Below are 12,548 nucleotides of genomic sequence, written 5' to 3'. Positions count from 1 at the left end.
CATGAGTGCGCGGCTCAACTTCGACTTCGCCCATCGTCCGCTGGTGCCCTATGCGCATGATTATGCGCATGGCGACGCGGAGCCGTGGCATCACCACGAATGCGCGCAGCTGATCCACACGCTGAGCGGCGTGGTGAAAGTTGAAACGCAGCACGGCAGCTGGATTGTGCCGCCGAGTCGCGGCGTCTGGCTGCCAGCGGGAACGCGTCACGCGCTGCACATTGTCGGCGCAGTTGCGGCGCGCACGCTGTTTGTTGATCCACTGGCGCGCGCCGATCTGCCCGCCAGTTGTCAGGTGGTACAGATCTCGCCGCTGCTACGTGAGTTGATTGTCAGCGCGCTGGCGCTGCCGGAGCAGTACGTTCCCGGCAGTCGCGCAGAGCGTATTTACGAATTGATCCTCGATGAGATCCGCGTGATGGATGTGCTGCCGTTTGGCCTGCCGCTGCCGGAGAGCGAGCGGCTGCTGAGTTTGTGCCAGCACATCCAGCAAGCACCCGGCGAAAACTGGACGCTGGCCCGCGCGGCTACGCAACTTTGTGTGGCGGAACGCACGCTGGCGCGCCATTTCAGCCGCGAAACCGGTTTACAGTTCAGCGATTGGGTGCGCCGCGCGCGACTGAGCGTGGCATTGACCCGCTTAGCGCAGGGCGAAAGCGTGCTGACGGTGGCGCTCGATCTCGGTTACGACAGCCCGAGCGCCTTCAGTGCGATGTTTCGTCGCGTGCTCGGCGTTACGCCAGCGAACTACTTTCCTGCGGCAGAAAAGCGTGCGCTGCGTTGAGCAGCGCCTGCAATGAAGCGCGCGCCACATCGTTATCAATGCCCACGCCCCACGCGCGTTCACCGCGTGCGTTAATACAACTAATGTACGTCACCGAACGGCTGTCGCTGCGTTTGCCCAGCGTGTGTTCGTGATAATCCTCAATGGTGATGACGATGTCGTAGCGCTGACGCAGCGCGGTGACGGCGGCAGAGAGCAAGCCGTTACCTTTGCCTTCCAGCGTCACCGGCTGCGCGCCCTGTTGCAGTCGCGCTTTGAAACGCGTTTCGCCTTTATCGTCGCTGTGGCTTTCCGCTTCCAGCAAACGACGCGCCGGCTGGGTTAAGCCGTAATGCTGACAGAACAGCTGCCACAGCGCGTGGTGCGTCATCTCCTGACCGTGCTGGTCGGTTTGTTGCTGCACCAGGCGGCTGAAATCCTGCTGCAAGCCGCGCGGCAGCTGCAGGCCGTGATTCTGCTCCAGCAGCCACGCGGCGCCACCTTTGCCGGATTGACTATTGACGCGGATCACTGCTTCGTAGCTGCAGCCGATATCCAGCGGATCGAGCGGCAGATACGGCATCTGCCAGAAGGTTTCTTCACGCTCAGCGCGTTCGGCAAAGCCTTTGCGAATCGCATCCTGATGTGAACCGGAGAAGGCGGTAAACACCAGCTCACCGGCATACGGATGGCGCGGATGCACCGGCAGCTGGTTGCAGCGCGTCACCACTTCCAGCACCTGTTGGATATCGCTGAAATCGAGTTGCGGCGCCACGCCTTGGGTATAGAGATTAAGCGCCAGCGTGACGATATCAACGTTGCCGGTGCGCTCGCCGTTGCCGAACAAACAGCCTTCGACGCGATCGGCACCCGCCAACAGCGCCAGCTCGGCGCAGGCAATGCCAGTACCGCGATCGTTATGCGGATGCACACTGATCGACACCTGCGAACGCTGGCTGAAGTGGCGAGAGAAATACTCAATCTGATCGGCATAGACGTTCGGCGTATTCACTTCGACGGTGGCGGGCAGGTTGATGATCATCGGACGCGCCGGGCCCGGTTGCCAAATCGCCGCCACCGCTTCGCAAATCTCCAGCGCAAACTCCGGCTCGGTAAAGCAGAAGGTTTCAGGCGAATATTCGAAGGTCCACGCGGTATCCTTTTGCGCTTCGCAGCGGGCGCGAATTTGCCGTGCACCGGCGCAGGCCAGTTCAATAATCTCGGTTTTGCTCTGGCGGAACACGCGCTCGCGGAACAGCGGCGCGGTGGCGTTGTACAGGTGAATAATGGCGTTCGGTGCGCCACGCAGTGCTTCAAAGGTACGATCGATCAGGTCGCTGCGCGCCTGGGTCAGCACCTGAATCGCCACATCGTCTGGAATGTGGTTCTGCTCAATCAGCAAACGGACAAAATCAAAATCGGTCTGCGATGCCGCCGGGAACGCCACCTCAATCTCCCTGAAGCCACAGCGCAGCAGCAGTTGCCAGAACTCCAGCTTGCGCGCGCTGTCCATCGGCGTCGCCAGCGCCTGATTGCCATCGCGTAAATCGGTAGAGAGCCAGCGCGGTGCCTGCGTCAGCTGGCGTGATGGCCATTGACGGTCGGGTAAGTCGATGACCGGAAACGGGCGGTATTTTGCTGCGGGTTGCGTGAGCATAACGATCTCCTTGTGATGTTGTATTCAGTCTCACCCAGCAGCACGCGGCGCGGCTCGCGCATTGCTGACAACCACACGCGCAAAAGTGACAACCGCGCGGTATGCCTGGTCGCCATAAATGGCGACCCTACAAATGCACGTGGTCATGCTGTTGGCGACCGCATCTCACCGCTATATACCATTGTCGGCATATCTCATGCGAAATCGGCATCGGTCATTTGGCGCGCGCGGGTTAGGCTGGGGTTTTGCGCGATGGGATAAAACACAATGAAAAGAGCAGCTTTGGCACTATTGATCGTGGCAGCGAGCGGCGCGGCAGCGGCAGAACCCGTGACGCTACGCATTGCCGATCAGAAGGGAAATATGCACGCGGAAATGGCCGCAGCGCAGCAGTTGAACAACCTCAATTATAAAATCGAATGGGCCGAATTCCCGGCGGCGGCACCGCTGGCGGAAGCGCTGAATGCCGGTGCGGTGGATGCCGGTATTATCGGGGATGCGCCACTGCTGTTCTCGCTGGCGGCCGGTTCGCAGGTGAAAGCAGTGGCGGTGAGTAAGTCGATACCCGAAGGTTTGGCGGTGCTGGTCAGCCCGGACTCACCCATCAAAACCGTGGCCGAGCTGAAGGGCAAAAACATCGCCACTGGACGCGGATCGATTGGTCACTTTGAGGCGCTTAAAGCGCTGGAGCAGGCGGGCGTCAGCGATAAGGAGGTCAAATGGCGCTTCTTAACGCCGGCGGATGCGCGTATTGCGCTGGCAAACGGCTCGGTGGATGCCTGGTCAACGTGGGATCCCTACACCGCGCTGGCGGAAGTGACCCATACCGGCCGCGTGCTGGTTAACGGCGTCGGGCTGTCCAGCGGCAACAGTTTCCTCGCCGCCACCGACGCCGCGTTGCAAAATGAGGCCAAACGCGCGGCGCTGCAGGATTATGTCAATCGTTTAGCGGCTGCCGATCGCTGGGCCAACAGCCATGTCGATGAGTACTCCACCACACTGGCGAAAATCATCGGCTTCCCGAAAGAAGCGGCGGCGAAATCCTTCTCACGCCGCAAATCGCACTGGCAGAGCATTGATGATGCCACCATCGCCCAGCAGCAGGAGACCGCCGATTTCTACCAGAAATACGGTTTGATCCAGCAGCATCTGGATGTGAAACCAACCTTTTATCACGGCTTAAAGGTTGCGCAGAACTAACCCTTTGTGCGCCCATATTTGGCGAAACAGCAGCGCGCGCGTAGCATGGCGGCATGTTGTTTCGTCAAAGATCTCCCTATGTTGCTAAAAACCTTCGACGGTCATAACGACCTGCTTCTCAATCTGTGGCTGCATCATCGCGATGATCCGGCGCAGGCATTTTTTCACGGCATCGAAAAGGGCCATCTCGATTTTCCGCGCATGCAGCAGGGCGGTTTTGCCGGTGGGCTGTTCGCGATGTTTGTACCGCCACAGCGTTATGTCAAAGAAGTCGCGCCGCAGCGAGCGGAGGAAAATCTCGAACCGCTGGATATTCTCTGGCAGCAGCTCGACATCCTGAAAACGCTGGCGGCGCAATCTGACGGGCGCGCGCGGTTATGCCTCCGTGCCTCTGATATTGCTGCCTGTCGTGCGGACGGCGTGCTGGCGTTGGTGGCGCATATTGAAGGCGCAGACGGTTTTGATGGCGATGGCGCTGCGCTTGATGCGTTCTATAAAGCGGGCGTGCGCAGCATCGGGCCGTTCTGGAATCTGCCTAATCGCTTTGGTGAAGGCGTCAGTGGATCATTCCCCAACTCGCCGGACAGCGGACCGGGTTTGACCGCACAAGGCGAGCAATTGATCGCCGCAGCCAATCGCCATCGCATGCTGATCGATATGTCGCACATGAACGAGAAAGCCTTCTGGGACACCGCGCGCCTGTCAACTGCACCGCTGGTGGCGACGCACTCCAATGCGCATGCGCTCTGCGCGCAGCCACGTAATCTTACTGACGATCAGCTGCGCGCCATCCGCGACAGCGGCGGCGTGGTGGGCGTGAATTTTGGCAACGCGTTCCTGCGCAGCGACGGAAAACGCGACAGCGACACCGCATTGATCGAAATTGTTAAACATGTTGAGTACCTGATCGCGATAATGGGCCGCGATCATGTGGCGCTGGGCTCCGATTTTGACGGCATTAGCGTGCCTGATGCGCTGAAAGATGTCAGTGGATTACCGCATCTTTATGCGTTGTTGCGTTCATTCGACTACGATCAAACAGCACTTGAGCAGCTCGCATGGGGCAACTGGCAGCGCGTGTTGCAACAAATTTGGCAGGATTAGCACAATTCCCTTACCGAATCAGGGTTGATCTGCTCGCTACATTGGCGCAACATCTGCGCGCGTACGGATTGCGATGTGATCTACGTCACAGCCGCAATCCTCTTCAGCAGAGATTTCTCTGCGTTTTAGCTTTAAGAGGAAGACCATTATGTGGAAAAAACCTGCGTTTATTGACCTGCGTCTGGGCCTGGAAGTGACTCTGTACATCTCCAACCGCTAAGACTTCTGCCCGCCGTTCGTGCGGGCATTTTGTTTTCTCTCTCTGGTCAACTTTCATGTTTATTAAAGTCCTCGGTTCAGCGGCGGGCGGCGGCTTCCCGCAGTGGAACTGCAACTGCGCCAATTGCAGCGGCCTGCGTAACGGCAGCATCCAGGCGCAGGCGCGCACGCAATCTTCGATCATTGTCAGCGACAACGGTGAAGATTGGGTGCTGTGTAACGCTTCGCCGGACATCAGCCAGCAAATTGCCCACACGCCAGAACTGATCAAAAAGGGTGTGCTGCGCGGCACGGCGATTGGCAGCATCATTCTGACCGACAGCCAAATCGATCACACCACCGGCTTGCTGAGCCTGCGCGAAGGTTGCCCACATCAGGTGTGGTGCACGCCGGAAGTGCATGGCGATCTCACCAGCGGCTTCCCGATTTTCACCATGTTGCAGCACTGGAATGGCGGCTTGCAGCATCATGCGTTAACGCCGCTGGAACCGTTTCGCGTCGATGTTTGCCACAGTTTGCAGTTCACCGCGATTCCGATTCTTAGCAACGCGCCACCGTATTCGCCGTATCGCGATCGCCCGCTGCCGGGCCACAACGTGGCGCTGTTTATTGAAAACACCGGCAACGGCCAAACGCTGCTGTATGCGCCGGGACTCGGCGAGCCGGATGCGGTGATCATGCCGTGGCTGCAAAAAGCCGATTGCCTGCTGATTGATGGCACGGTGTGGCAGGACGACGAGCTGCTCGCTACCGGCGTCGGCAAAAATACCGGCAAAGCGATGGGCCACTTAGCGCTAGCCGAAGAACAAGGTTTGATGGCGTTGCTGGCCGCGCTGCCGGCCAAACGCAAGATTTTGATTCACATTAACAACACCAATCCGATCCTTAATGAGCAATCGCCGCAGCGCGCCTATCTGACGCAGCAGGGCATTGAAGTGAGTTGGGATGGCATGGCGATTCATCTGCAGGAGTTTGCATCGTGATCATTACTGAAGCGTTATCGCCCGCCGCGTTTGAGCAGGCGCTGCGCGATAAAGGCGCGTTCTACCACATTCATCATCCGTATCACATTGCCATGCACAACGGCGATGCGACGCGCGAGCAGATTCAGGGCTGGGTGGCGAACCGCTTCTATTATCAGACCAATATTCCGCTGAAAGACGCGGCAATTATGGCGAACTGCCCGGATGCGGCGACGCGGCGTAAATGGGTGCAGCGTATTCTCGATCACGACGGCAGCAACGGACACGAAGGCGGCATTGAAGCCTGGCTGCAGTTGGGTGAAGCGGTGGGCCTGGATCGTGAAGTGTTGCTGTCGGAGAAGCTGGTGCTACCAGGCGTGCGCTTTGCGGTGGATGCCTACGTTAACTTTGCGCGTCGTGCCAACTGGCAGGAAGCGGCCTGCAGCTCGCTGACCGAACTGTTTGCGCCGCAGATTCATCAGTCGCGCCTCGACAGCTGGCCGCAGCACTATCCGTGGATCAAAGAGGAAGGCTATTTCTACTTCCGTAGCCGTCTGAGCCAGGCGAACCGCGATGTGGAGCATGGGCTGGCGCTGGCGCTTGAGGTGTTTACCAGCGCCGAACAGCAGAACCGCATGCTGGAGATCCTGCAGTTCAAGCTCGATATTCTCTGGACCATGCTCGATGCCATGACCATGGCGTATACGCTGCAACGTCCGCCTTATCATACGGTCACCGATCAGGTGTCCTGGCACAGCACAAGACTGGTATAACAACATGAAAGATAATGTGATTCCCGCTTTCCGTCGCGGCTACCGCATGCAGTGGGAAGCTGCACAAGACAGCCATGTGGTGCTCTATCCTGAAGGCATGGCCAAACTGAACGAAACCGCTGTGGCGATCCTCGAGCTGGTGGATGGCATACAGGATGTGGCGGCGATTGTTGCCACGCTGGATGCGCGTTTTCCGGACGCGGGCGGCGTCGGCGATGACGTTAAAGAGTTCCTGCAATCAGCCATCGAACAAAAATGGATACAGTGTCGTGAACCCGAGTAAAAGCGTGACGCCGCCGCTGTGGCTGCTGGCAGAACTGACCTATCGCTGCCCGCTGCAGTGTCCGTATTGCTCCAATCCGCTGGATTTTTCCCAGCAGGAGAAAGAGCTGACCACCGAACAGTGGATTGAGGTGTTTCGTCAGGCGCGCGCCATGGGCAGCGTGCAGCTCGGTTTTTCCGGCGGCGAACCGCTGACGCGTAAAGACCTGCCGGAACTGATCCGCGCCGCGCGCGATCTCGGTTTCTACACCAACCTGATCACCTCCGGCATTGGCCTGACGGCGAAAAAACTCGACGCCTTTGCCGATGCCGGGCTCGATCATATTCAGATCAGTTTCCAGGCCAGCGATGAAACGCTCAACGCCGCGCTGGCCGGATCGAAAAAGGCCTTCCAGCAGAAGCTGGAGATGGCAAAAGCGGTGAAAGCACACGGCTATCCGATGGTGCTGAACTTTGTGCTGCATCGCCACAATATCGACCAGATCGACAAAATCATCGATCTCTGTATCGAACTGGAAGCCGACGATGTTGAGCTGGCAACCTGTCAGTTCTACGGCTGGGCGCAGCTCAATCGTGAAGGTTTGCTGCCGACGCGCGAGCAGATCGCCAACGCTGAAGCGGTGGTGGCCGATTATCGTCAGCGCATGAGCGCCACCGGTAATCTGACCAATCTGCTGTTCGTGACGCCGGATTACTATGAAGAGCGCCCGAAACCCTGCATGGGCGGTTGGGGATCGATCTTCCTCAGCGTCACGCCAGACGGCACCGCATTGCCGTGCCACAGCGCGCGTCAGCTGCCGGTCGAGTTCCCGTCGGTGCTGGAACGCACGCTGGACGATATCTGGTATAACTCGTTTGGTTTCAACCGCTATCGCGGCTTTGACTGGATGCCAGAGCCGTGTCGCTCCTGCGATGAGAAAGATAAAGACTTTGGCGGCTGTCGCTGTCAGGCCTTTATGCTGACTGGCGATGCGGATAACACCGATCCGGTGTGTAGCAAATCGCCGCATCACGGCAAGATCCTCGAAGCACGGCGTGAAGCCAACTGCAGCGATATCAAAATCCAGCAGCTACAGTTCCGCAATCGCAGCAACTCCGAACTGATCTTTAAGCAGCGCGTCACCTGATGAACGCGCGCCAGCTCACGCTTGCCAACGGCCTGCGCTGCCATCTTTATCATCAACCTGACACGCGTGAGGCCGCCGCGCTGGTGCGCGTGCAGGCCGGCAGTCTGGATGAGGCGGATCGCTGGCCGGGTTTGGCGCATCTGCTGGAACATCTGCTGTTCTGCGGCAGCGAAAGCTTTAACGGCGAGGATCGCCTGATGCCGTGGCTGCAGCAGCAGGGCGGCCAGGTGAACGCCACCACGCAGTTGAGCCGCAGCGCCTATTTCTTTCAACTCCCAGCTTCAGCGTTGTCAGCAGGCGTGCAGCGGCTGTGCGATATGTTGGCGTCGCCGTTGCTGACGACGCAGGCCATTCAACAGGAAGCAGCGGTGATTGAAGCAGAGTTTCAACTGCTGCAAAACCATGCCGACACGCTGAGTGAAGCCGCCATCCTGGATAAGCTAAAGGGACGCTTTCAGCGCTTCCGCGTCGGTAGTCGGCTTGCTTTTAGTGACAATGTCACGGAGTTGCAATCCGCACTCCGCGATTTTCATCGCCGCTACTATCGCGCTGAAAATATGGAGCTTTGGCTGCAAGGGCCGCAATCGCTTGATGAGCTAACACAGCTAGCGACCCGCTATGGCGCCAGTTTGCTGGCGGATGGAGAACGCGCTGCGGCTGTTATACCTACGCTGCTGCCCGGCGATCGTTTGCTGCAATCACGCGGTGAAGAAAACTTCTGGCTGACGTTATTGATCGCGGGCGATGAACAGACTGTTCGTGACAATGTCACCTTGCTTAAGATGTTCTGGCAAGACGAAGCGCCGGGCAGCTTGCTGGCGCAGTTGCGGGCTGAAGCGCTATGTGAAGCCCTTGACGTGCAATGGTTATGGCAAGATGAGCAACACGCATTTTTGGCGCTGCGTTTTAGCGCAACGCGCATTTCTTCGGAACAGGCGCAACAGATTGAACAACGCGTTTGGCAGCATCTGGCTGCGTTAATCGAGTGTAACGCGATTCAGCTGCAGCATTACGCGCAACTCGCGCAGCAGGACTTCGCGGCCTTGTCGCCGCTGGAACAGCTGCGTGGCCGCGCGTTGGGTTTCGCGCCTGACTTAGCGGTTTCAGATAACTTCACGGATTTTGCCGCCGCGCTGCCGCATTGGCCGCGTACGCGTCTGCTCACGCAGCGACAGATCGACGGCGCACCGCATCAGACACAAGGCTTTACTCTGCAACTGGCCGAGTGGCTGCCGGCGTTGCCGGATGCGACAGAATCCGCAGCGTTTCACTTCTATCCCGCTTCGGCGGAAATTCAGTTCCCCCGTCTTCCGCCCGTGGCGCAGCAACTGCCGCTGATTGCACCGGTAAAACAGGTTGAGACGTTGCTGCTGCGTCCGGCGTTTTATCAAACCTTGAGCGATGAAGAAGCGCAGGCGCGGCAGCGCCAGTTGCGCCCGCTGCTGGCGGAACTGCGCCACGCGGGCGGCAACGGCAGTTGGCAACAAACGCAGGGAAGCTGGCAGCTGTTGCTCAATCTGCCCGCATCCGAAGAGCGCGCGTTGTTAAGCGTGCATCAGGCATTACAGGCGCTGAACAAGCCGGTGCTGGCACAATCCGCAGCGACAACACACTCCATCGTCATTCGTCAGCTACTCGCCGCTTTGCCAACTTGCTTGATTAAGCCATCGCCATCGCCGCAATGGCTGGCGGCATGGTGCGGCACCCATAGCGCGCTAAGCCAGCGCGTGGCGCATCTGCTCAGCGATTTTGCGCCGGATCTGGCGCGCTACACGCCGCCCGCACAACTGCAACGCGGCATTGTGCCCATCGACTGCGACGGACCCGATCAGGCGCTGTTGCTGTTTATGCCGCTACCACACGCCGACGATGCCAGCCTGGCCGTTTTACGTGTGCTGGCGCTGATGCTGGAAACGCGTTTCTTCCAGCGACTGCGCGTGGATCAGCAAATTGGTTATGTGGTGTCAGCGCGTTATCAACGGGTGGCAGATGTGGATGGCTTAATGCTCGCACTGCAATCGCCGGATATCACCTGGCGCGCGTTGCTGGGTCACTGCAAACGCTTTATGCGTGAGATGGTTGAGGAGATTGCGTCAATTTCGCCGGAAAAGCTGCCGGCTTGGCAGGCAAGCTTAATGACGCAATGCGCAAGCAAAGACAATGGCGAGGCCGCACTCGAAACCCTGCGCCAACAGCACGGCCTGGCGACGCTCAATCGCGCTGCCATTCAGTCGCTCACGCTGCCGCAGCTTCAGCAACTGCACCAGCGTCTGCTGCGCGAACGGCATCGTTGGTTGATTTTGGTGACCAGGTGCGCATGAATGCGCACCCTACGAAACCCGCACCGTTGTCGTAGGGTCGCCATTTATGGTGACCAGGTGCGCATGAATGTGCACCTTTCGAAACTCCGACGCTACAACTCCCGCCAAAACTTCTTCTTACTGGTTTTACCAATCCCCGGATTACAGCTGTTGGTGGGATCAAGTTGTTTCCAGTGCTCGACATGCTCGCACGATGCCTGATAGAGATGTCCGACATTATGCTCGGCAGGATACTTCGCGCCGCGCTGTTCCAGATAGCGCTTCACCTCTTCCTTAAACACTTTCGCGTCGTAACCCGGTTTCAGCACGTAATCCTGATGATTGACGAAGCAGAAGAAGTGCCCACAGCACGAATCAACCTGTACCTGGGCCGCCAGATGATCCGGCAGCGTCAAACGCCATGCATCGTCATTGCGGCGCAGCGCCACGTCAAATGCCACCAGCCGTTCGTTGGGGTTGTAGCCCAGCGCATCGCAGTAGGAAATGGTGCAACCACCCACGCCGAAACGCACTAAAAATGCATCCGCCGCTTCGCGCGTATTGCAGTGGAAAAAGCTGCCTTGCTGCTCAGCAAAGAACTGCTGTAACAAGCTCTGTAACTCATCGGTTTGTGGCGACTCCACTTTGATCATCAGATGATGTTGATACTCGCTGCGGTAATCCATGATGCGCGGCGCGATAAAGCTCGGCGTCAGCTGGTTAAAGAATTGCAGCACCCGATCAACAAAATTGCGCGGCAGGAACTTCAGGTGGCTGACGCGCACATCCCATTTGGCTTTATTGGCCATCATCTGCGGAATGGCCTGCGGACCCAGTTTACGGATCGCCAGATACATATGTTTGGCGTAGCGCACGGTTAAATCGAAGGCGTTGCGATGGATATATTCCGCCTGCAGCGGCAGCTCGCTCATTTTGGTTAGCAGGAAACGGCGCAGTGCCACCAGCACGCTCTCATCATTAGTGCCGATGTAGAAGGTATCGCTGCCGGTGCTGGCTTCGAAGGTCGGCAAGCGCACAGCGAACACCACCACTTTGCCGGCGCTGCCCGAGCTGTCGTGCAGGTAACGCAGATCGCCATTGAAGCGCGCCGGGGAATCTGCGGCCACATCTCGCAGGCGGTCGGCATAATCATCCGCCCAGATTTTTCCCTGCCAGTCGGGCTGCTCACCGGTTTGATAGCGCTGCTGCGTCAGGTTTTCCAGCATCACTTCTGGCGTGTCGCCCAACTCGATGCCGAGATGGTTGACCATCTCTAAACGACCATCGTCGTGAATGCGGGCGAACAAGGATTTTTCTGTGAAAGCGGGGCCGCGCCGAATCAGCGAGCCACCGGAATTATTGCAGATGCCGCCGACCACCGACGCGCCGATGCAGGACGAGCCAATCACCGAGTGCGGCTCACGACCGAGCGGCTGCAAGGTGTGCTCCAGTTCGGTCAAGGTGGTGCCAGGGAAAGCAATCACCTGACGCGCCTGATCAATCACCTGCACGCCTTTGAGCTGGCGGGTGCTGATGATCACGATATCGCGGTCGTAATCATTGCCGTCGGGCGTTGAGCCACCGGTGACGCCGGTATTCGACGCCTGCATCAGCACAATGACATCGTGCGCCACGCAAACTTGCAGCGTCTGCCACAGCTGCAACAGCGTTTGCGGTAACGCCACCGCCAGCGCTTCACCGCGTCCGACGCGGAATCCCTTTATGTACCAGGCTTTGTCATCCGCATGGGTTAATACCTGTTTCTCGCCAACCACCTCTGCCAACTTACGCAACATATCCTTCTGCATGCTCATTTTTTCTCTTCTTTATTCTTTATCTGCCACGGTATTGGACAAGCGCATTGGCATTGAGTCAATCATTCACTGGCCCTGACGCATAAATAACGCACGTAATCATTATCCCTTTATCTGATACGGAATAAGCGTCAGGAACCGATAAAAATGCGCGGGAAATCACAAAATAGATCGAAAGAAAAACAGCGAGTAGGGTGTTTATTTAAGCCGCCGGTTTTACTGCGCAAAATTAATATAAACCTATGATTTTATTTGTTATTAATGATTTAAGGTGAAAAGTGGCATGTGATTTATATCACAAAATCTAGCCTGTATTGGATGCTGTCAATGATCTCACTCGGGGAATT

The 12,548-nt window shown here is 57.8% G+C and carries 11 protein-coding genes; 9 read left to right on the top strand and 2 right to left on the bottom strand.

Going from position 1 to position 12,548, the window contains the following annotated elements; all coding sequences use genetic code 11:
* Position 1 precedes the first annotated feature (1 nt).
* On the top strand, positions 2–784 hold the full coding sequence (locus tag BM323_RS00545) for an AraC family transcriptional regulator (RefSeq protein WP_008110097.1): 783 nt from the start codon (positions 2–4) through the stop codon (positions 782–784).
* Here the strand turns inward: BM323_RS00545 and leuA are convergent.
* On the bottom strand, positions 735–2,420 hold the full coding sequence (gene leuA, locus BM323_RS00540; RefSeq protein ID WP_008110096.1) for a 2-isopropylmalate synthase: 1,686 nt from the start codon (positions 2,418–2,420) through the stop codon (positions 735–737). The two genes, BM323_RS00545 and leuA, sit on opposite strands and share 50 nt — an antisense overlap.
* Before the next feature lie 267 nt (positions 2,421–2,687).
* Here leuA and BM323_RS00535 point away from each other — a divergent pair, with 267 nt between their 5' ends.
* The 8 genes from BM323_RS00535 to pqqF all read left to right on the top strand — a co-directional run bounded on the left by BM323_RS00535 (position 2,688) and on the right by pqqF (position 10,408).
* Positions 2,688–3,620, top strand: coding sequence for an ABC transporter substrate-binding protein (locus BM323_RS00535; RefSeq protein ID WP_008110095.1), 933 nt, complete (start codon positions 2,688–2,690; stop codon positions 3,618–3,620).
* Positions 3,621–3,698: 78 nt separating this feature from the next.
* Positions 3,699–4,724: a dipeptidase gene (locus BM323_RS00530; protein WP_036650030.1), complete on the top strand. Its 1,026-nt coding sequence runs from the start codon at positions 3,699–3,701 to the stop codon at positions 4,722–4,724.
* A 148-nt stretch (positions 4,725–4,872) separates the two neighbouring features.
* Entirely contained in the window at positions 4,873–4,944 is a 72-nt protein-coding gene (gene pqqA, locus BM323_RS00525; protein ID WP_002905689.1) for a pyrroloquinoline quinone precursor peptide PqqA, read from the top strand.
* Positions 4,945–4,999: 55 nt separating this feature from the next.
* Positions 5,000–5,926 carry a pyrroloquinoline quinone biosynthesis protein PqqB gene (gene pqqB / locus BM323_RS00520; RefSeq protein ID WP_008110093.1) on the top strand — a complete coding sequence of 309 codons (927 nt, stop codon included), beginning with the start codon at positions 5,000–5,002 and terminating at the stop codon, positions 5,924–5,926.
* Positions 5,923–6,678, top strand: coding sequence for a pyrroloquinoline-quinone synthase PqqC (pqqC, locus tag BM323_RS00515; protein WP_008110092.1), 756 nt, complete (start codon positions 5,923–5,925; stop codon positions 6,676–6,678). The genes pqqB and pqqC overlap by 4 nt, the downstream gene beginning before the upstream one ends.
* Before the next feature lie 4 nt (positions 6,679–6,682).
* The gene (gene pqqD, locus BM323_RS00510) at positions 6,683–6,961 is read left to right on the top strand and encodes a pyrroloquinoline quinone biosynthesis peptide chaperone PqqD (RefSeq protein ID WP_008110091.1); all 279 of its coding nucleotides are present in this window, start codon (positions 6,683–6,685) and stop codon (positions 6,959–6,961) included.
* Complete coding sequence (pqqE, locus tag BM323_RS00505) at positions 6,948–8,087, top strand: pyrroloquinoline quinone biosynthesis protein PqqE (protein WP_008110090.1); 1,140 nt, start codon at positions 6,948–6,950, stop codon at positions 8,085–8,087. Before pqqD ends, pqqE begins: the two co-directional genes overlap by 14 nt.
* Positions 8,087–10,408: a pyrroloquinoline quinone biosynthesis protein PqqF gene (gene pqqF, locus BM323_RS00500; protein WP_008110089.1), complete on the top strand. Its 2,322-nt coding sequence runs from the start codon at positions 8,087–8,089 to the stop codon at positions 10,406–10,408. Before pqqE ends, pqqF begins: the two co-directional genes overlap by 1 nt.
* A 92-nt stretch (positions 10,409–10,500) precedes the next feature.
* Here pqqF and dld read toward each other — a convergent pair whose 3' ends face one another.
* Entirely contained in the window at positions 10,501–12,201 is a 1,701-nt protein-coding gene (gene dld / locus BM323_RS00495) for a D-lactate dehydrogenase (RefSeq protein ID WP_008110088.1), read from the bottom strand.
* Positions 12,202–12,548 lie beyond the last annotated feature (347 nt).

The sequence above is a fragment of the Pantoea sp. YR525 genome, assembly GCF_900116775.1.
Taxonomy (GTDB): Bacteria; Pseudomonadota; Gammaproteobacteria; order Enterobacterales; family Enterobacteriaceae; genus Pantoea; species Pantoea symbiotica.
Note: the sequence above shows the minus strand (reverse complement) of the source record. Positions and strands in the feature narration are given on the sequence as shown.